The sequence below is a fragment of the Oscillospiraceae bacterium CM genome (genome assembly GCA_022870705.1).
In the GTDB taxonomy this organism is placed as follows: Bacteria; Bacillota; Clostridia; order Oscillospirales; family Oscillospiraceae; genus Sporobacter.
The window spans coordinates 1387845-1407971 of sequence record CP072107.1 but is presented as its reverse complement, the minus strand read 5'-3'; the positions used below and the strand labels follow the sequence as shown (position 1 = coordinate 1407971).

15 protein-coding genes are annotated in these 20127 nt (G+C 55.4%); 9 read left to right on the top strand and 6 right to left on the bottom strand.

Annotated elements, in window-relative coordinates:
• Window positions 1–94: 94 nt before the first annotated feature.
• The 6 genes from carB to rpe all read right to left on the bottom strand — a co-directional run bounded on the left by carB (window position 95) and on the right by rpe (window position 9869).
• Window positions 95–4135 carry a carbamoyl-phosphate synthase large subunit gene (gene carB / locus IZU99_06975; GenBank protein ID UOO37014.1) on the bottom strand — a complete coding sequence of 1347 codons (4041 nt, stop codon included), beginning with the start codon at window positions 4133–4135 and terminating at the stop codon, window positions 95–97.
• Window positions 4125–5213 (bottom strand): carbamoyl phosphate synthase small subunit, encoded by a 1089-nt coding sequence (locus IZU99_06970; GenBank protein UOO37013.1) that lies wholly within the window; start codon window positions 5211–5213, stop codon window positions 4125–4127. Before IZU99_06970 ends, carB begins: the two co-directional genes overlap by 11 nt.
• A 789-nt stretch (window positions 5214–6002) precedes the next feature.
• Window positions 6003–6335, bottom strand: coding sequence for an ArsC family transcriptional regulator (locus IZU99_06965; GenBank protein ID UOO37012.1), 333 nt, complete (start codon window positions 6333–6335; stop codon window positions 6003–6005).
• A gap of 146 nt (window positions 6336–6481) precedes the next feature.
• On the bottom strand, window positions 6482–8140 hold the full coding sequence (locus IZU99_06960; GenBank protein ID UOO37011.1) for a ribonuclease J: 1659 nt from the start codon (window positions 8138–8140) through the stop codon (window positions 6482–6484).
• A 463-nt stretch (window positions 8141–8603) separates the two neighbouring features.
• The gene (recR, locus tag IZU99_06955; GenBank protein ID UOO37010.1) at window positions 8604–9203 is read right to left on the bottom strand and encodes a recombination protein RecR; all 600 of its coding nucleotides are present in this window, start codon (window positions 9201–9203) and stop codon (window positions 8604–8606) included.
• Between the two features lie 21 nt (window positions 9204–9224).
• Window positions 9225–9869 carry a ribulose-phosphate 3-epimerase gene (gene rpe, locus IZU99_06950; protein UOO37009.1) on the bottom strand — a complete coding sequence of 215 codons (645 nt, stop codon included), beginning with the start codon at window positions 9867–9869 and terminating at the stop codon, window positions 9225–9227.
• A 295-nt stretch (window positions 9870–10164) separates the two neighbouring features.
• Between rpe and IZU99_06945 the strand changes: the two genes are divergently transcribed.
• From IZU99_06945 to argB, 9 genes are all read left to right on the top strand, one after another.
• Window positions 10165–10803 (top strand): 5-bromo-4-chloroindolyl phosphate hydrolysis family protein, encoded by a 639-nt coding sequence (locus IZU99_06945; GenBank protein ID UOO37008.1) that lies wholly within the window; start codon window positions 10165–10167, stop codon window positions 10801–10803.
• 15 nt (window positions 10804–10818) lie between these two features.
• On the top strand, window positions 10819–11958 hold the full coding sequence (locus tag IZU99_06940) for a toxic anion resistance protein (protein UOO37007.1): 1140 nt from the start codon (window positions 10819–10821) through the stop codon (window positions 11956–11958).
• Entirely contained in the window at window positions 11958–12527 is a 570-nt protein-coding gene (locus IZU99_06935; GenBank protein UOO37006.1) for a hypothetical protein, read from the top strand. The genes IZU99_06940 and IZU99_06935 overlap by 1 nt, the downstream gene beginning before the upstream one ends.
• A gap of 2 nt (window positions 12528–12529) precedes the next feature.
• Window positions 12530–13522 (top strand): TPM domain-containing protein, encoded by a 993-nt coding sequence (locus IZU99_06930; GenBank protein UOO37005.1) that lies wholly within the window; start codon window positions 12530–12532, stop codon window positions 13520–13522.
• A 370-nt stretch (window positions 13523–13892) separates the two neighbouring features.
• Entirely contained in the window at window positions 13893–15134 is a 1242-nt protein-coding gene (locus tag IZU99_06925; protein ID UOO37004.1) for an argininosuccinate synthase, read from the top strand.
• Between the two features lie 361 nt (window positions 15135–15495).
• Window positions 15496–16878: an argininosuccinate lyase gene (argH, locus tag IZU99_06920; protein ID UOO37003.1), complete on the top strand. Its 1383-nt coding sequence runs from the start codon at window positions 15496–15498 to the stop codon at window positions 16876–16878.
• Window positions 16879–16888: 10 nt separating this feature from the next.
• Window positions 16889–17815: an N-acetyl-gamma-glutamyl-phosphate reductase gene (gene argC, locus IZU99_06915; GenBank protein UOO37002.1), complete on the top strand. Its 927-nt coding sequence runs from the start codon at window positions 16889–16891 to the stop codon at window positions 17813–17815.
• Between the two features lie 179 nt (window positions 17816–17994).
• Window positions 17995–19212 (top strand): bifunctional glutamate N-acetyltransferase/amino-acid acetyltransferase ArgJ, encoded by a 1218-nt coding sequence (gene argJ / locus IZU99_06910; GenBank protein UOO37001.1) that lies wholly within the window; start codon window positions 17995–17997, stop codon window positions 19210–19212.
• Between the two features lie 19 nt (window positions 19213–19231).
• Window positions 19232–20095 (top strand): acetylglutamate kinase, encoded by an 864-nt coding sequence (gene argB, locus IZU99_06905; protein ID UOO37000.1) that lies wholly within the window; start codon window positions 19232–19234, stop codon window positions 20093–20095.
• The last annotated feature ends 32 nt before the right edge of the window (window positions 20096–20127 follow it).

Below are 20127 nucleotides of genomic sequence, written 5' to 3'. Positions count from 1 at the left end.
GCCGTCCGCCGCCTATCGTCGGGGCGAACGGTGTCCGCGCCTTATATCCGCCACCCCAATAAAAAAGCCTCCCTTGCGGGAGGCTTTCGCCGTTTTAAATCTCTACCGTGCCGTCGAAGCACTTTTGCGCGCTGCCTGTTAAGAAAACGCCCGCATCCGTGTAGCGAACCTTGAGGTCGCCGCCGAGGAGCTTCACCGTAATGTCGGTGTCCTTTTGGCAGAAGCCGTTTTCAACGGCTGCCACCGCCGCCGCGCACGCGCCCGTACCGCTGGCCTGCGTTTCGCCGTTGCCGCGTTCCCAAACGCGCATCGAGAGCGTCGTCTCGTTCATGACAAGGACGAATTCCGTGTTCACGCGCTCTGGGAAGAAGTCGTGGTGCTCGAATAGCGGGCCGATTTTGGGCAGGTCTAAGCTGTGGATGTCGGGCAGGAAGACAACGCAGTGCGGATTGCCCATCGACAGGCACGTGATGCTGTACCGCTTGCCGCCGATCACCGCCGGGTGGCTGACAATCCGCTCGCCCGCGAGCTTCACGGGGATAAGGGGCGGGTTAAACACCGCTTTGCCCATGTCCGCCGTCACGGAAGAAACCTTATCGCCTGTCGTAAAAACGTGCATCCGGCGGATTTTGCCGTTTGTTTCAATCGTCATATCGCGTTTTGGCACGATACCATTGTCGTACAGGTACTTGCAGACGCAGCGCAAAGCGTTGCCGCCGATGCCGCCGTTCGTGCCGTCCATGTTGTAAATCTGGACGGACGCGTCGGCGATAGAAGACGGGCAGATGAGCACAACGCCGTCACCGCCGATGCCGAGATGGCGGTCGGACAGGCGGATGGAGAGGCTCTCCGGGCTCGTGATACTGCAGCCGGTGAGGCAGTTAAAGTAGATATAGTCGTTGCCGCATGTCTGCATTTTGGAAAACGGTAGCACAAGCTTTTCGCGGCGCATGTTGTTGATATCGACAAGCTCAATCGTTTGCTGTGAGTATTTGCTCATCAGGCAGTCGGCAACGGCGTTGGCCGTGTCGATAGACGTCAGGCACGGAATCGAGCGCTCAACGGCCTTGCGCCGGATTTTGACGCTGTCGCGTGTCGGCAGGCGTCCCTTTGTCGATGTCGAGATGACGTAGTCCACCTTGCCGCTTTCAATGAGCGAGAGGCCGTTGTTGTCGTCCTCATGGATTTTGCCGACCGTCGTCGTCTCAATACCGACGCTGCGGAACAAATCGGCCGTTCCGGACGTGGCGTAAACGGTGAAGCCGAGGTCGGAAAACTTCCGCGCGACATGAACGATTTCGGCCTTGTCACGGTCGCGGACGGTGATGAAAATGCCGCCTGTTTTATGCAGCTTATAGCCCGCCGCGCGCAATCCCTTGTACAGCGCCTCCTCGCGCGTCGTGGCGATACCGAGCACCTCGCCCGTCGATTTCATCTCCGGGCCAAGCGCGGTGTCGACGTTGATGAGCTTTTCAAAGGAGAATACAGGTACCTTGACGGCAACGTACGGCGACTTTTTGTAAAGCCCCGTCCCGTAGCCCATATCGCGTAATTTTTCGCCGACCATGCAGCGCGTGGCGAGGTCGACCATCGGCACACCCGTCACCTTGCTGATGTATGGAATCGTGCGGGACGAGCGCGGGTTGACTTCGATGACAAAGAGCTTGCCGTTGGCGATCAGGTACTGGATATTGACAAGGCCCACTGTCTTCAGCGCCAAAGCCAGCTTTTCCGTGCTTTGGACGATCACGCTCTTCATATCGTCGTCAACGTTCCACGCAGGGTAAACGGCAATCGAGTCGCCGGAATGGATACCGGCACGCTCCACATGCTCCATAATACCCGGGATAAGAATCTCCTCGCCGTCGCAGATGGCGTCGACCTCTAATTCCGTTCCCATGAGGTACTTGTCGATGAGCACCGGGTTTTCGATATTCTGTGTGAGGATGATCGCCATGTACTCGCGGATATCCTCCTCGGAGAAGGCGATTATCATATTCTGGCCGCCGAGCACGTATGACGGGCGCATTAGAACGGGGTAACCGATTTCCTGTGCAACCACCAGCGCCTCGGCTTCCGTCATGACGGTGCCGCCCTTCGGGCGGGCGATATTCAGTTCCTCCAACAGCGCGTCGAAGCGCTCCCTGTCTTCGGCGGCGTCGATGCTGTCGGCCGCGGTGCCGAGGATTCTGACGCCCATTTTGTCAAGAAAAGCCGTCAGCTTGATGGCCGTTTGGCCGCCGAAGGCGACAACGACGCCATAGGGCTTTTCCGTTTCAATGATGTTCCAGACGTCCTCAGTGGTGAGCGGCTCAAAATAAAGCCTGTCGGCCGTGTCAAAGTCGGTGGAGACGGTTTCGGGGTTGTTATTGACGATGACGACGTCGAACCCCGCGTCCTTTAAAGCCCACACGCAGTGGACGGAGGCATAGTCAAACTCGATACCCTGGCCAATGCGGATGGGGCCGGAGCCAAAGACGAGCACCGTCTTTTTGCCGCTGTTTCTGTTTTCGATAAACTCGGCGGCCTCATTGACGTCGTCGTACGTGGAGTAGAAGTACGGCGTCTCGGCGGAGAACTCGGCAGCGCACGTGTCGACCATTTTAAAAACGGCACGGCGCGGCGATGTAACCTTTTGCCCGGAGAGCGCTTCGATGAGCTTGTCGGGGTAGCCCATGCGTTTGGCCTTGAGATAGAGCGCCGCATCAAAACCCGTTGCAAGCGCCGCGTCCATTTTGGAAAGATTTAAAAGCTTGTTTAAAAACCATCTGTCGATTTTCGTGATCTCAAAAATCTCGTCAACCGATACGCCGCGGCACAGCGCCTCGTAGACGACGAAAATGCGCTCATCGGTGCAGTCGGATAGGCGTTTTATAATCGTTTCATCGTCCTGCGCACGGCAAATTTTATCGCGCAGGCTGTCGTGGCCGATTTCCGCGCCGCGTACAGCCTTCATCAGCGCCTCTTCAAAGGTGGTGCCAATGGCCATCACTTCGCCGGTTGCCTTCATCTGGGTGCCGAGCGTCCTTTTCGCGTAGACAAACTTATCAAACGGCCACTTCGGGAACTTGACGACGACGTAGTCGAGCGCCGGTTCAAAGCAGGCGCTTGTTTTGCCGGTAACGGCGTTTTTGATCTCACTGAGCGTATAGCCGATGGCAATTTTCGTGGCGACCTTCGCGATCGGATAGCCGGTGGCCTTTGACGCGAGCGCCGACGAGCGCGAAACACGCGGGTTGACCTCGATGACCATATAGTCAAAACTGTCGGGATTCAAAGCAAACTGCACGTTGCAGCCACCCTCAACCTTGAGAGCGCCGATAATATTGAGCGCCGCCGTACGCAGCATCTGATACTCTTTGTCGGCAAGCGTCACCGCCGGGGCGATAACAATCGAGTCGCCCGTGTGGACACCGACGGGATCGAGGTTTTCCATCGAACAGACGGTGATGGTGTTGGCGTCGGCGTCGCGCATGACCTCAAACTCAATTTCCTTCCACCCGGCGACAGACTGCTCCACAAGCACCTGGCCGATGGGGGACAGCCGCAGGCCGCCCTGCGCGATCTCTATGAGCTCTTCCATGTTGGAGACGATACCGCCGCCCGTGCCACCGAGCGTAAAAGCGGGCCGGATGATGAGCGGGAAGCCGATCTCCCCGGCGAACGCCTTGGCGTCTTCCAGCGTCGTCACAACCTTTGAGGGGATCACGGGCTGGCCGATCGATTGCATCGTGTCTTTAAACATTTGGCGGTCTTCCGCCTTGTCTATCGTCTCCGGGTTTGCGCCCAACAGACGCACGTTGTTCTTTTCCAGAAAGCCGTCCTTTGCCAGTTGCATCGACAAGGTGAGGCCCGTCTGGCCGCCGAGTGTTGACAGCAGGCTGTCGGGCTTTTCCTTTTCAATGATGCGCTCGAGAACGGGAAGGGTCAGTGGCTCGATGTAGATGCGGTCGGCCATGTGGTTATCTGTCATGATAGTGGCAGGGTTACTATTGACCAAAACGACCTCAATACCGTCTTCTTTAAGCGCCCGGCAGGCCTGTGTGCCCGCGTAGTCGAATTCTGCCGCCTGGCCGATAACGATGGGGCCGGAGCCGATCACCATCACTTTTTTGATGTTTTTGTTAAGAGGCATGGTGTTTTTCCTCCGCCATCATCGCAATGAATTTGTCAAATAGCCAACGGGAATCGAGGGGCCCGCCGCAGGCCTCGGGGTGGAACTGCACGGAGAAAATGGGCATGTTCCGGTAAGTAACGCCCTCGCACGTCTTGTCGTTGGCGTTTAAAAAGCTCGTCTCGGCTGTTTCCGGCAGCGTGTCGCTCATAACGGCGTAGCCGTGATTCTGGCTCGTGACGAAAACGCGGCCTGTCTCAGTTTCCAAAACGGGCTGATTGGCCCCGCGGTGCCCGTAATGGAGCTTTTTCGTCTCAGCCCCCTGCGACAGGGCAAGCAGCTGATGGCCGAGACAGATGCCAAACGTCGGGATGTTGTAAGTACAGAGCTTTTGAAGCTCCGATATGATCTGCGTGTTGTCCTTCGGGTCACCGGGGCCGTTTGAGAGCATGATCCCGTCAGGAGATTGCGCAGCGATCTCCTCGGCCGTTGACGACCACGGCATAACGGTTACGGTGCAGCCGCGCTTATTAAGCTCGCGGGCAATGTTGCCCTTTGCGCCGAAGTCCCAGAGGACGACGCGGAATTTTTCGTTGTCGGCTTTGAGCGTGTAAGGAGCTTTTGTCGACGTGTTTTCAACGCTCTCGCGGATCGTATAGCCGCGCAGGTCGCGCCACTCATCCGCCGTCAAAGTCGGCTTTTTCGAAATACGCGCGTTCATCACGCCGGATTCGCGCACGATTTTCGTCACAGCTCGTGTGTCGATGCCGTACAGCCCGGGAATCTCATGATCGCGCAAAAAAGTGTCAAGCGCGCCTTCACATCGAAAATTCGAAGGCTCCTGACACCACTCTCTGACAATATACGCTTTTACCTGAACATCGCCGCTTTCAAAATCGGAAGGAATAACGCCGTAATTACCGATCAGCGGAAAAGTTTGAATAACAATTTGTCCGTAATAGCTGGGGTCGGTGAGCGTTTCCAAATACCCGGTCATCCCGGTGTTAAAAACAAGCTCGCCGGTTGTTTCGCCCTCATATCCGAAGGTGCTGCCTTCAAACACAGCGCCGTTTTCAAGTATCAAATAAGCGGTGCCCATGTTCTTGCCTCCTAAAAGTTACTCTGAAGATTGTACCATAAAAGCACCGCCTCAACAAGAGGATTTTTCATGTAAAAAAGAAATTTAATCATCTGCCGCTATCGCTCCGTTGCACTTCCGTAGGGGCGAATTGCGTTCGCCCGCCGCGTCGCCGCCCCGCCGTCCAAAGCCTTCCCCCGGGGGAAGGTGTCACGGCATAGCCGTGACGGATGAGGGCGTTTCGCCCCGAACATCACGTAGGTGCGGATTTCATATCCGCCCGTGTCCAGCGAAGGCGGACGGCCAATGGCCGTCCCTACAATATGGCTATTGAGACAGACGCGTGACGTCTTGGTGATTATCAATTGTCGTTTGCGCTTCTGCCGTCCGTATTGCCCCCGCCCGCCGAACACAAAAAGAAACGGCGGGATGTTATCCCGCCGCAGCTGCCGTTATCTTTTCATTTGTCATTTTAATCGCGGATGCCGAATTCTGAATGAGGTCACTCCTGAGAATCCAAGTATTGCAGGATGGGCAAAACTTCAACTTTTTGAGTTCTGTAAAACTAAGCGTCATTTTTTCACCGCACTCGGGGCAAATATAAGCGAATGATAGCAGGTCGAGAATGTCTTTATTTCCCATCATATTGATACCCTTTCTCATATTATACATCTATATAACTACATCTTGTTATTAAAATCAAGTTAAAAAATAAACAATATTACATGCAAAACGCTAAATCTCATTAGTAGAAATACTTAAAACAACCCGAAAAAGAGGCAAAACACGCCCGTTCTGGCGTGTTTTGTGTTATTCCCAGTCCTTCCACACGTCGGGGCAAAACCCGACGGTGGCTTTTTTGCCGTTTCTAACAATCGGTGTTTTGATAAAGGCGGGGTTCTCTAAAAGCTTTTCTTCACGCGCCGCGTCACTCGCGAGATATTTTAAAATTTCTGCGCCCTTCGCGTCGTGATCCGTCAAAGCGTCGAGACCGACGGCGGCTTTAACGCTCCCAAACTCGCCGCGGCTCATGCCTTTTTGCAGCATGTCGATACTTTGGAATTTGACGCGCCGTTCTTTAAAGTACCGCTCGGCCTTCTTTGTCTCGAAGCACTTTGATTTTCCGAAAATCTGTATGTTCATAATCATTGGACTCCGGTATGTTATCTACCCCGCCGGAGGCCGGAGGGGGTATCGAGCCGAAGGCTCGTATCCAGGGGGAACTGGTGCCCCCTGGAAGATGCGGCGCGAGCCGAAGGCGAAGCATTTTCCGCAGAAAATGCCCGCATCTAAATCTCTGTCACAACCGGCAGAATCATCGGGTTGCGCTTCGTCTTCTTGTACAGGAAGTTCGACAGCTCCGTCTTAATAACGCCCTTGAGAGAAGCGAAGTCGGTGATGCCTTCTATGTGGCAGTAGTCAAGCGCGTTGATGACAACGTCCTTGAGCTCGCGCATCATATCTTCCGATTCCTTGACATAAATAAACCCGCGCGTGATGATATCCGGCCCTGTAATCAGGCTGCCGTCCTCGCTGGAGAGATTGACGATCACGACAAGCATGCCGTCCTGCGCCAGGTGCTTCCGGTCGCGCAGCACAACGGCGCCAACGTCGCCAACGCCTGTGCCGTCGACAAAGACCTTCCCGGCCGGAACGCTGCCGTTTTTCTTAATGCTCCGGCTCGTCAGCTCGATCACGGTGCCGATATCGGATATGACAATGTTTTTTGGCTCAATGCCCATTTGCTGGGCAAGCTTGGCGTGGGTTGACAGCATTCGGTATTCGCCATGGAGCGGAACAAAAAATTTCGGCTTCACGAGCGCCATCATCATCTTCAGCTCTTCCTGATAGGCATGGCCGGAGACGTGCAGGTCCGAATATTTGTCGTAAAAGACCTCGGCACCGCGGCGGAACAGCTCGTCAACGACGCGGCTGACGGATTTTTCGTTGCCGGGGACGGCGGAAGCGGAAATGATAACGCGATCGCCGGGTCGGAGCTCGACCTGCCTGTGGTCGGAAAACGCCATGCGGTAGAGAGCGCTCATCGTCTCGCCCTGGCTGCCCGTTGTGATGATAACGACCTTGTCGTTCGGCATGCCCTTAATCTGGTTGAGCTCGGCAAGCGTCCCCTTTGGGATTTCCATGCAGCCAAGCTCGGTGGAGACACGGATGATGTTCTCCATGCTCCGGCCGGTGACGGCCACACGCCGTCCATATCTGGCCGCGCAGTTGATAACCTGCTGGATGCGGTGGACGTTTGAGGCGAACGTTGTCACAAGGATACGCGATGTACATCCGCGGAACAGTTCGTCAAGGCCGGAGCCGACCGTGCTCTCCGAGACCGAATAGCCCGGTTTTTCAACGTTCGTTGAGTCGGACAAAAGCGCAAGAACGCCGCGGTTTCCAAGCTCGCCGAGCCGCGCAAGATCGATCATGCCGCCGGAGATCGGCGTCGTATCAATTTTGAAATCGCCCGTGTGAAGCAGCATACCGACAGGCGTTTTGATCGCCAGCGCGACAGCGCCGGGGATGGAATGGTTGATGTGGATGAACTCGACCTTAAAGCAGCCGACCTTGAAGGTTTCACCGGGATTGAGCGTCGTCAGCGTCGTCGTCTCCAAAAGGCCGTGTTCGGCAAGCTTGACCGATATGAGGCCGATTGTGAGGGGCGTTGCGTAAATCGGGACGTTCATTTCGCGCAGCATGTAAGGGATGCCGCCTATGTGGTCCTCGTGACCGTGTGTGATGACAACGGCACGGATCCGGTGCTTGTTTTTGACAAGATACGTAAAATCCGGAATAACGATGTCAACGCCGTACATCTCGTCGTCGGGAAAGCCAAGCCCGCAATCAACAACAAGAATGTCCGCGCCGAATTCATAGACGGTGAGATTCTTCCCGATTTCGTTCAGACCGCCCAGAGAGATGATTTTCAGTTTTTCTGCCATGAAATAAAATGACTCCTTAAAATTAGAAAATTTGCGTTATGTAATTTGGGCGTGAATATAACACGGCAAAAGCTCAAAGAAAGCTTACGTCCCGGCCCTGATTCGCCGTTTAGACTCATTTCTTTGACCTTGTGCAGGATATGCTTCACATATTAAAAGTACGACTGTACATAATGCCTTATTAACGGCCATAGCGTCCGGTCGCCGCGGCAGCGCGCCGCAGGACTCAGGAATCAGTATAACCAATTTCTATATTTATATTATACGAAGCACCAATGTTTGTCAAACAGTTACCATAAAAATGACTGTTTTTTTCAAATCCCGCCCGCCGCCCAATAAAGGAATGGGGCTCCGCCCCCATACCCCCAATTAATTAGGAGGCCCGCTAAAGGCTCCTTAGGCAAAGGAGCTGTCGCCGAAGGCGACTGAGGATTGTGCCTGTGCCGCGCCCCCGTCGCGCCCTTTACATCTCCTGTCGGCCCTCTAAGGCGCGCATGAGCGTCGCATCGTCGGCAAATTCCAAATTAAGCCCGACAGGGATGCCGTACGCCAGGCGTGTGAGCCTGATACCGAAGGGCTTTAACAGCCGCGCAATATATTTGGCTGTTGTCTCACCCTCCGTGTCGGGGTTCGTGGCGAGAATTATTTCTTCAACAGCCCCGTCAGTAACGCGCGTGACGAGCTCTTTGATTTTGATGTCGTCCGGCCCGATGTGATTAAGCGGGGAGATGACGCCGTGCAAAACGTGATAATGACCGTTATATTCGTGGCTGCGCTCAATGGCGACGACGGCCTTCGGGTCGGAGACGACGCAGACGGTCCGCTCGTCGCGGCGGGGACTTTGGCAAATACCGCACACATCATTGTCCGTCAGATTCTGGCAGATGCGGCAGCAGTGAACGGTTTTTTTGGCGTTTGTAATAGCCTCGGCAAATGCTGCGGCTTCATGATCCGGCAGCGCGAGGACATGAAACGCGAGGCGCGTGGCGGATTTAACGCCGATACCGGGCAGAGAGGCGAATTTTTCGATCAATACTTCAAGCGCAGACGGAAAAAAGCTCATACGAGCCGTCCTTTCAGGGGCTCAGCCCCGGAGTTTTGTAATCATTGAAGCCCGGTCGGCGGCACCGAAAACGGCGCTCCCCGCGACAAGGACGTTGGCGCCGGCCGCGATGCATAAGGGCGCTGTCACGGCGTCAACACCGCCGTCGACGGCCAACTCGCAGTCAAGCTGCCGCATGTCGAGTTCACGGCGCAGAAAAGCGATTTTCGGCAGCATGTCCGCCATGAAATTCTGCCCGCCGAAACCGGGTTCAACGGTCATCACAAGAATCATGTCAAGTCTGTCGAGATAGGGAAGAAGGTCTTCCGGCGGTGTCTTCGGCTTGATGGATAGACCCGCCTTTTTGCCGAGCTGACGGATACGGCCAAGCGCCTCGGCTGTTTTCTCCGGTGTGTCCGCCTCGGTATGAATGACGACGATGTCGGCCCCTGCGGCAATAAAATCATCAATATAGCGCACAGGCTCCGTCATCATGAGGTGCACGTCAAGCGTCATATCGGTTGCGCGGCGTACGGATTTTAAAACAGGAATACCGATTGAAATGTTCGGCACAAACACGCCGTCCATCACGTCGAAGTGGAGGTAATCGGCGCTCTGAACGCTTTTGATCTCGTCTCCTAGGTGCGTAAAGTCTGCCGAGAGGATGGATGGCGCGATTTTAACCATGATAAAGTCTCCTTAAACGGGTCATTCGGCTGGCGCAGATTGACCGTGCCAAGAACGCCACGGCATGACCCGGCATACTATTAATTAAGCGGCTGGCGCGCCGCTCGCTTTCAAATAGGGGCTGTCTCCGGCTTCACAGCCGGATGCGGCCCCAAAGTTCTGTCCGTATCGACTATAATATACGGGAACAAACACTGTCAAGAACAACCGTCTCGCTTGACAGCCAGCCATCGGGAGAATACAATATATAAGGTATTCTGCCAGTATCAGGATATGGAAGGCGGTGTGTTGTGCCATGAAAAAAGTGCGCCAAAAATCGGTGCTGCCCGTTTACGGGCTGGCTGCCGTCTGGCTGTTATATTGTCTCTTTTTTCCGCTGCTGCGTCTGACGGATTATCTTCTGCTCGTCGGCTGTTCGGCCGCGGCTTTTATCATTCTCTCGCGTCTTTTTCCGGGGAAGACGATCATGGTCGCCGAGCCGGAAAAGCCCCATACGACGGGGAACCCGGCGGTGGACAGGCTCCTTCATGAGGGGCGGCTGGCCGTTTCGGAGATGAGCCGCCTGCGCGCTTCGATTCAAAATGAGGTCGTCTGCGCGAAAATCGCATCGCTCATTGACGTAACGGAAAAGATATTCAAGTCGCTTGAAGACGATGTAAACGATTTGGCGCAGGTCAGGCGTTTTGCAGCTTACTATCTGCCGACGACGCTGAAGCTTCTAAACGCGTATGATCGTCTGGGCGACCTCGGCGACGTGGGTGACAATATCACGGGAACGCGGCATCGTATTGAGGCGATCCTCGACACAACGCTCGACGGCTATAAAAAACAGCTCGACGCCCTGTACGCCAATCAGGCGCTTGACATCGAAACGGACATCACAGTCCTTGAAAATATGCTCAAACGTGAAGGATTATCCGGCAAGGATTTTTAGAAAGGAAGAAAAGAAATGCCTGACAACGCCATGGATTTTACACCGAGCCTGACACTCACGCCGGACGACGCGCCGATGGCCCCAACACCCGTCAAGGCTGACCAAGTGCAGGAGACAGCGCTTGACATGAGCCGCCTGAGCGCCTCAGAACAGCAGCAGGTGCATGATTTTGCCCAGAAGATTGATATTACCGATACGAACACTGTGTTGACATATGGCGCAGCCGCACAGAAGAATATCGCCGATTTTTCAGCGGGCACGCTTGACAGCGTCCGGACGAAGGATATGGGCGAGGTGGGTGACATGCTCTCCGGCCTCGTCGTCGAGCTCAAGGGGATGAAGTTCGGCGAAACCGAGAAAAAAGGCCTCTTCGGCATCCGCAAAAAAATCGAAACGCAGATCGCAGCGCTTAAAGCCGAGTATGATAAAGCTTCCGACAATGTTGACAAAATTGTTGAAATGCTTGAAAAGCACCAGATCACGCTTTTGAAGGACGCGGCGATGCTTGACAAGATGTACGATATGAACAAGGCGTATTTCAAAGAGCTCACGATGTATATTCTCGCGGGCAAAGAGACGCTACAAGCGGCCAAAACCGTCACCCTGCCGCAGCTTAAGGAGAAAGCCGCGGCATCGGGCAAGCCGGAGGATGCGCAGGCGGTCAGCGATTATATGAATCTCATCGACCGCTTTGAAAAGAAGCTCTATGACTTAGAGCTGACGCGGACGATCTCCATGCAGATGGCGCCGCAGATTCGCCTGATTCAGAATAATGACAGCCTGATGGTTCAGAAGATCCAAACGTCGCTTGTCAACACGATTCCGCTTTGGAAGAGCCAAATGGTGCTGGCGCTCGGGCTGCACCACTCGCAGCAGGCGATGCAGGCCCAGCGCGAGGTGACGGATATGACGAACGCACTTCTCAAAAAGAATGCCGAAATGCTCAAAACAGGCACCGTCGAGGTCGCCAAGGAATCAGAGCGCGGCATCGCGGATGTTGAGACGCTTCAAGAGACGAATCGGATGCTCATCGAAACGCTTGATGAGGTTCGCACGATTCAGGCGGAGGGCGCGCAGAAGCGCCAGGCCGCCGAGCTTGAACTGGGGCGGATTGAAAATGAACTCAAGCAGAAGCTCCTGGATTTGCGGAAATAATGGACATTTTGAAAAAGCGCCCCGTCGCATGGCTTGTTGTGCTTGTCGTCATCGTTTTCGGCACGCTTTACGGCGTTCACCGGAGTGTTTCGGCCGCATCTCAAAAGATCGAGGCCACGTTTTATAACGGCGTCTATCTCGAAAACGAGAAGTATACGCAGCCAAGTATACAGTCACAGTTGGACAAGCGCTCGGAGGCCGCTTTGGGTCTTGTCACGCTTGGCAGTCGCTTTGGCGCCTTGGAGGCGGAGACAGGCGCGCTGCGCGCAGCCCGCCAGAACTTGCTGAGTGCACAGACGATCTCTCAAAAATACACGGCCAACACGCAGCTCCAGTCAGCTTATCAAGTGCTTTACGCGGCGCTCGCCGCGCAGGACCTTGGCGACCGGACGGAAGCCGCGAGTTATTACGCGTCCGTTCTTGGCGGGGCGCAGGCCGTGATCCAAAACAGCGCGTATAACGGGGCTGTTGCGGCCTATCGCAATATGACGCTCGCCGCCTTTCCCGTTGTTTTGCTTAAAAATCTGGCGTTTGTCAGCTATCCCGATTATTTCGGGCTGGAGGGTTAAAATTGAAAAAGCGGATTTTATCAGTTCTATTGATGCTCTTCATCATCGGCTTTTGTACAGCCCCCGCGCTCGCTCTTGTCTCGCAGAGTCAGGCCTACTATGTGGCGGACGATGCTGGCGTCTTATCGGACGCATTAGAACAGAAGATCATCTCCTCCAACGCCGGTCTCGAGCAAAAGTGTGACGGCGCGCAGATCGTCGTCGTCACCGTTCAATATTTAAACGGTATCCCCACCGATGAATACGCCGCACAGCTTTTCAATGATTGGGGCGTCGGCAGCAAAACGGCCAATAACGGCATGCTGCTTCTGTTGGCGACGGGGGAGAAGAAGGCATGGCTCCATGTTGGGGCTGGCATCTATGGGTCATTTACGACGCATATGGTCAATGACTATTTTGACCGTTATTTCTGGTCGGATTTTGACAAAGGCCAATATGAAACGGCCACGTCAAACATGCTGGAAGCGCTTTTTTCGTGGTACGCTGTCTATTACAACGTGGATAACGGAAATGCGACAGCGTCAGCCGGGCAGCAGGCGCCCGCACCAAACTTCGGCCCCAACACGTTTGGAAACAGCCTTGTTGCGTATAACGACAGTGGCGCGGCGCTCGTCGGCTCGCTCGTTGTGTGGCTCATGATTGCCGTTGTTGTCGTTTTTGTCATCGTTGTCGCGGTCCTGACCGACAGAAGGCGGTACAGGGCATATTATTCGCAACTGGGTATGCCGATACCGATGTATTACCCGTGGTTTATCTGGTACGGGCCGCACCTGAACTGGTGGTACGGGCCCGGCGGCCCCGGCTGGCGCGGCGGGCCGCGCGGTCCCGGTGGCTTTGGCGGCTGGGGCGGTGGCAGCGGTGGCAGCGGCTTCGGCGGCTTCGGCGGCGGTGGCTTTGGCGGCTTCGGCGGCGGTGGCTTTGGCGGCTTCGGCGGCGGTGGCGGTATGGGCCACGGCGGCGGTGGCTTTGGCGGTGGCGGCGGTGGCCGCCGGTGACCGCCAGTGACCGCCAGTGACACAAACATCAATTCAACATTCCGAAATGGCGGATTCCATATCCGCCCGCATATCGTGATTTCAAATCCCACTCGCCGCCCAATAGAGGTATAGGGGATGCGCCCCTATGACCTCGCATAAATAGTGCCGTAGGGACGGCCATTGGCCGTCCGCTCACGCCGCAAATCAATCCCAAATAAATATGCATAATATTCATGAATATGCAGAATATTATGCATATTGTGTTTTACGACAGCAATTAATACCTGCAATAAACTTAACTATATATAAATTATTATAAAAAACCCTATTGCATAATAATCCAACGCGTGTTATCATATCATCAATGTAATTCTGGAGGTATTTGACAATGAGCGCCATTAAAAAAGTTGTTCTCGCTTATTCCGGCGGGCTTGACACATCGATTATAATTCCGTGGCTGAAGGAAAATTATGATAACTGCGAGGTCATCGCCGTCTCCGGCGACGTCGGGCAAGGCACAGAGCTTGACGGGCTTGAGGAAAAGGCCCTCAAAACGGGTGCCTCCAAGCTGTATATAGAAGACTTGACGGACGAATTTGTCAACGATTTCATTATCCCGACGTTAAAAGCCGGCGCGAAGTATGAAGGCTACCTGCTGGGTACGTCTTTTGCTCGTCCTGTCATTGCCAAGCGCATCGTCGAGATCGCGCTTCAAGAAGGGGCGGACGCGATCTGCCACGGCTGCACCGGCAAGGGCAACGATCAGGTGCGCTTTGAGCTGACGATCAAGGCCTTCGCGCCCCATATGAAGATTATCGCCCCGTGGCGTGAGTGGAACCTCAAAAGCCGTGACGACGAAATCGACTACGCCGAGGCGCACAACATCCCGCTCAAAATCAGCCGCGAGACGAATTATTCAAAAGACAAAAATCTCTGGCACCTTTCCCACGAGGGGCTTGACATTGAAAATCCCGGCAACGAACCGCTGTACAATAAACCCGGCTTTTTAGAGCTCGGCGTCTCACCGGAATTGGCACCCGACAAAGCGGCGTATGTTGAAATTGACTTTGTCAAGGGCGTCCCGACAGCGCTGGATGGCGTAACCATGAAAGCGGCGGAGATCATTAAAAAGCTCAACGACATCGGCGGAAAAAACGGTATCGGCCTTTTCGACGTTGTGGAGAACAGGCTCGTCGGTATGAAAAGCCGCGGTGTGTATGAAACGCCGGGCGGCACGATCCTCTATCACGCGCATGACGTTTTGGAAACGCTCTGCCTTGATAAAGAGACGTCGCATTACAAAAGCCTCGTCGCCGTCAAATTCGCCGAGCTTGTCTATAACGGCCAGTGGTTTACGCCGCTGCGCGAGGCGCTATCCGCCTTTGTGGACGACACACAGAAAACGGTGACCGGCAAGGTGCGGCTCAAGCTTTACAAGGGCAACATCATTAATGCAGGCGTCTGGAGCGATAAGAGCCTCTACAGCGAGGAGTTGGCCTCCTTCGGCGAAAGCGATTACAAGCAGGCCGAAGCCGAAGGCTTCATTAACCTCTTCGGCCTGCCAATCAAGACGAAAGCCCTCCTCGACGAACAGCGCAAAAAAATCTTAAACCCACCCACCGCCCAATAAAGGTATAGGGGCTCCGCCCCTATGACCCCGACGAATATGGGGCTCCGCCCCCATGACCCCAAAAGGCTTCCCCTGGGGGAAGCTGTCGGCGAAGCCGACTGATGAGGGGCCCCCGCGCCCGCCACCGCCCGTAGGGGGCGATGCCCACATCGCCCCGTCAGCCTTCTCCCGCAACCGTAGGGGCACAACGACCTTGGCACCTCGTAGGGACGGCCATTGGCCGTCCGCTCACCCCGCCCGTAGGGGCAGACCTTGCGTCTGCCCAAAATAGGGCGAATACTAAGATACGTGTTTTGTCGTAGGGGCGAACTGTGTTCGCCCGCCATATAACGCACAAACATCACGAAAGGAAGTTATCGCCATGAAGCTCTGGTCAGGACGGTTTGAAAGCGATACCGATGCGCTCGTTGACGAACTCAACGCCTCCATCACGTTTGATAAGAGGCTTTATAAAGAGGATATCCAGGGGTCAACAGCGCACGCAAAAATGCTGGCTAAGCAGGGCATCATCCCGAAAGAGGACGCCGACAAAATCGTCGCGGCACTCGCTGACATCAAAAAAGTTATCGACAGCGGCAATTTTGATTTTAAGCTGTCCGATGAAGATATTCATATGAGCATCGAAGCCGAGTTAACGCGCCGCATCGGCGACGCGGGCAAGCGCCTGCATACGGCCAGAAGCCGCAACGACCAGGTTGCGCTCGACTTCCGCCTTTACTTGAAAAACGAAATTGAGACGATCCGAAGCGCAGAGCTAGACCTGCTCGCCGTCCTGCTGAACACAGCGCTCAAGAACACATCAGCCATCATGCCCGCTTATACGCATCTTCAGCGCGCGCAGCCGACGACGTTTGCCCACTATATGATGGCTTACGCCGCGATGCTCCGCCGGGACGTCACACGGCTGGAGGACTGTTTGGAGCGCATGGACGCGTGCCCCCTCGGCAGCGGTGCGCTCACCGGGACGACGTATCCCATCGACCGGCACATGGTCGCCGACGCGCTTGGCTTTGCGCGTATCACAGAAAACAGCCTTGACGGCGTTTCCGACAGAGATTATGCGCTGGAGCTGCTGTCAGACCTCGCCATTCTAATGATGCACCTGTCACGGTTTGCCGAGGAAATTATCCTATGGTGCTCGTGGGAGTTTAAATTTATCGAGCTGTCAGACGCGTATTCAACCGGCTCTTCGATCATGCCGCAGAAGAAAAACCCTGATATCGCGGAGCTTGTGAGAGGCAAAACGGGCCGTGTATACGGCAGCCTCATGGGCCTTCTCACCGTGATGAAGGCGCTGCCGCTGGCGTATAACAAGGATATGCAGGAGGATAAAGAGCAGGTATTCGACGCCGTCGACACCATCAAAAAAGTCCTCCCGGTCTTCACGGCGATGCTCGCGACGATGACGGTCAAGGCCGAGAATATGCGACGCGCGGCGGCGGAAGGGTTTATAAACGCCACGGACTGCGCCGACTATCTCGTCAAAAAGGGCCTCCCGTTCCGGGACGCGTACACCGTCATCGGCAAAATTGTCCGCGCCTGCATCGACGGCGGCAAAACACTCGAAACGCTTGACTTGGCAGCATATCAAAGCTTCTCGCCGCTGTTTGACAATGACGTGTATGACGCCGTCCGGCTTGAAACATGCGTCGCGCTCCGCAACGTTCCCGGCGGCCCGGGCGAAGCGTCTGTCAAAGCCCAGATGGACAGTGTTCAGGCCTTTTTGGACGCCAGAATGAAATGAGGTTTTCAAGATGAAACCGACAATATATATCGATGGGCAGGAGGGGACGACGGGCCTTCAAATTTATGACCGGCTCGCCGCCCGGCAGGACATTGACCTGCTCGCCATTGACCCCGACAAACGCAAGGACTTGGATGCACGTAAAAAACTAATAAACGAAGCCGACCTTGTGATATTGTGCCTGCCGGACGACGCGGCCATCGAGGCCGTGGCACTCATTGAAAACGGCAAAACGCGCGTCATTGACGCGTCAACGGCCCACCGAACATCAAAGGGCTGGGTGTACGGCTTCCCGGAACTGACTGCCGCGCAGCGCGAAACAATCAGAAACGCCAAGCGTGTGGCGAACCCCGGCTGCCACGCCATCGGCTTTATCTCACTCGTCTATCCGCTTGTCGCGCTCGGCATCCTTCCTAAAGACTACCCGCTGACTTCGTTTTCGCTGACCGGCTATTCCGGCGGCGGCAAGAAGATGATCGCCCAGTATGAGACAGAGAAAACGGCGGATCTCTTCGCGCCGCGCCTGTACGGCCTCAACCTCAGGCATAAGCATTTCAAGGAGATGACAGGGATTACCCGACTGACCCGAGCACCGATTTTCTGCCCCGTTGTCGACGATTATTATAAGGGCATGGCAACGACCATTATGCTCCACAACGACCTGCTCGCGTCGAAGCAAACGGCATCATCCATCCGTGAGGCTATCGCAGCCTATTACGCTGGCGAGCGGTTTGTCACGGTCGCGCCGGAGCTCGGCAGCGGCTATCTGGCAGCCGACTGGGGTGCAGGGACGAACAACTTGGAGATCACCGTCAGCGGGACGGACGGGGAGACCGTTCTGACGGCCCGTTTTGACAATCTCGGCAAGGGCGCTTCCGGCTCAGCTGTGCAGAACATGAACCTCATGCTCGGATTCCCCGAAGAAACCGGCCTCTAAACCCACCCCCCACCCAGAAAGTATAGGGGGCTTTGCCCCCTATGACCCCCATAAAAATGGGTTGCGCCCACCCCCGTCCCATAGGGGGCGATGCCCTCATCCGCCGTAGGGACGGCCATTGGCCGTCCGACAAAACGGCACCCCCCGCAAACAAATTCCAACCAAACGAGGTAATCACCATGACATTTATAAACGGCGGCGTTTGCGCCGCACAAGGGTTTAAAGCCGCCGGCATCCATGTCGGCATTAAAACAAATAATAAAAGTAAAAAAGACCTCGCGCTCATCGTGTCGGACGCAGACTGCACCGCCGCCGCCGTCTACACGAAAAACGTCGTCAAAGCAGCACCGCTCTTACTGACAAAAGCGCATTTGAAGGACGGCGCGGCACGCGCCGTGCTTGTCAATTCCGGCAACGCCAACGCCTGCGCGCCCAACGGCGAAGAAAACGCCGATCTCTGCTGCAAAGCGGCCGCCGTCGCGCTTGGCTTGATCGAAACGGACATCATCGTCGCCTCAACCGGCGTCATCGGGCAGGAGCTTCCGGCGCGTGTCATCACGGCCGGCATCCCAAAGCTCACGGCAGCCTTGTCGTCGAACGGCTCGCTTGACGCGGCCGAGGCCATCATGACGACAGATACCACCGTTAAAGAGTGCGCCGTCACGCTTGAAATTGGCGGTAAAACTGTCAATATCGGCGGCATTGCCAAGGGCAGCGGCATGATCCACCCCAATATGGGCACAATGCTTTGCTTTTTAACGACAGACTGCGCCATCTCGGCCTCGCTGCTTCAAAAGGCGCTTCTCGCAGCCGTTCAGGTCAGCTTCAGTCGCATTTCTGTCGACGGCGACACGTCAACAAACGATATGGCCTGCGTCCTGGCAAACGGCCTCGCCGCCAATAGCGTCATCGATACAGAAAACGACGATTATAAAGCCTTTGCAGACGCGCTCACGGCGCTGTGCACAAAGCTGGCCATCGCCATGGCGTCGGACGGCGAGGGTGCAACGCACCTCATCACTTGTACTGTCTCCGGCGCGCCGGACGAGGCGACAGCCGAGACGCTCTCGAAATCTGTTATCTCCTCCACGCTGACGAAGGCTGCCATCTTCGGGGCAGACGCCAACTGGGGCAGGGTTCTCTGTGCTATGGGCTATTCCGGCGTCACATTTGACCCCGATACGGTCTCCGTCGCGTTTGAGTCCAAAGCCGGGAAAATCGACGTCTGCCAGAATGGACGCGGCCTTGCGTTTGACGAAGCGCTGGCGAAAAAAATCCTGACAGAGCACGACGTCACCATCGCCATCAACATGGCGGGTGGCGTGGCCGCCTGCACCTGCTGGGGCTGCGACATCACGTATGACTATATCAAAATTAACGGCGATTATCGGACTTAACCACATCAGGAGGTGCCTTATGCTCAACAATCTTGAACGGGCACAGACGCTTGTCGAAGCGCTGCCCTACATCCAGCAGTATAACGGAAAGGTTGTCGTCATCAAATACGGCGGCAACGCGATGATCTCGCCGGAGCTGTTCGATGCCGTCATGGAGGATATTATCCTCCTGCATCTCGTCGGCATCCGCGTTGTCCTCGTCCATGGCGGCGGCCCCGAAATCAACGATATGCTGAAAAAAATCGGTATTGAGCCGCGCTTTGTCAAAGGCCTCCGCTATACCGACAAGGAGACGATGGACGTTGTACAGGGCGTCCTGTGCGGCAAGGTCAATAAAGACCTTGTGGCGACGATTGCCCGAAAGGGCGGCCACGCCATCGGCCTGTGCGGGATTGACGGGAGCCTCATCGAGGCTAAAAAAATGGCCCGCGGTGACGGGGAAGACTACGGCCTCGTCGGCGATATTACGGCTATTAACCCCAACGTTGTCGATAAAGCGCTTGAAGAGAATACCATCCCGGTCATCGCCACCGTCGCCACCGGCGTTGACGATGACACGGCCTATAATATAAACGCCGATACAGCCGCCTCCCAGCTTGCCGTCGCCCTCGGCGCGGAAAAGCTTATCATATTAACCGATACGCGCGGCGTTTTGCGTGACGCGAAGGATGACCAAACGCTCATCAAGGTCATCCGCCGGGCTGAAATTCCGGAACTGCACGACGCGGGCGTCATCTCCGGCGGCATGATCCCGAAAATCGAGTGCTGCGCCGACGCCATTGACGGCGGCGTCAAGCGCACGCATATTTTAGACGGGCGCATCCCACACGCCATTTTGATCGAAATGCTCACCGACGAAGGCGCGGGCACCATGATCTATTGATTTCTCTTAAACCCACTTGCCACCCAAAAGAA

Bases quoted from the DNA above. Each gene is read 5' to 3' on its own strand.
- IZU99_06970 (UOO37013.1), bottom strand. From the start codon at position 5,213: ATGGGCACCGCTTATTTGATACTTGAAAACGGCGCTGTGTTTGAAGGC.
- recR (UOO37010.1), bottom strand. From the start codon at position 9,203: ATGAGCTTTTTTCCGTCTGCGCTTGAAGTATTGATCGAAAAATTCGCC.
- IZU99_06945 (UOO37008.1), top strand. From the start codon at position 10,165: ATGAAAAAAGTGCGCCAAAAATCGGTGCTGCCCGTTTACGGGCTGGCT.
- argC (UOO37002.1), top strand. From the start codon at position 16,889: ATGAAACCGACAATATATATCGATGGGCAGGAGGGGACGACGGGCCTT.
- carB (UOO37014.1), bottom strand. From the start codon at position 4,135: ATGCCTCTTAACAAAAACATCAAAAAAGTGATGGTGATCGGCTCCGGC.
- rpe (UOO37009.1), bottom strand. From the start codon at position 9,869: ATGGTTAAAATCGCGCCATCCATCCTCTCGGCAGACTTTACGCACCTA.
- IZU99_06925 (UOO37004.1), top strand. From the start codon at position 13,893: ATGAGCGCCATTAAAAAAGTTGTTCTCGCTTATTCCGGCGGGCTTGAC.
- argB (UOO37000.1), top strand. From the start codon at position 19,232: ATGCTCAACAATCTTGAACGGGCACAGACGCTTGTCGAAGCGCTGCCC.
- IZU99_06960 (UOO37011.1), bottom strand. From the start codon at position 8,140: ATGGCAGAAAAACTGAAAATCATCTCTCTGGGCGGTCTGAACGAAATC.
- IZU99_06935 (UOO37006.1), top strand. From the start codon at position 11,958: ATGGACATTTTGAAAAAGCGCCCCGTCGCATGGCTTGTTGTGCTTGTC.
- IZU99_06940 (UOO37007.1), top strand. From the start codon at position 10,819: ATGCCTGACAACGCCATGGATTTTACACCGAGCCTGACACTCACGCCG.
- IZU99_06965 (UOO37012.1), bottom strand. From the start codon at position 6,335: ATGAACATACAGATTTTCGGAAAATCAAAGTGCTTCGAGACAAAGAAG.
- argH (UOO37003.1), top strand. From the start codon at position 15,496: ATGAAGCTCTGGTCAGGACGGTTTGAAAGCGATACCGATGCGCTCGTT.
- argJ (UOO37001.1), top strand. From the start codon at position 17,995: ATGACATTTATAAACGGCGGCGTTTGCGCCGCACAAGGGTTTAAAGCC.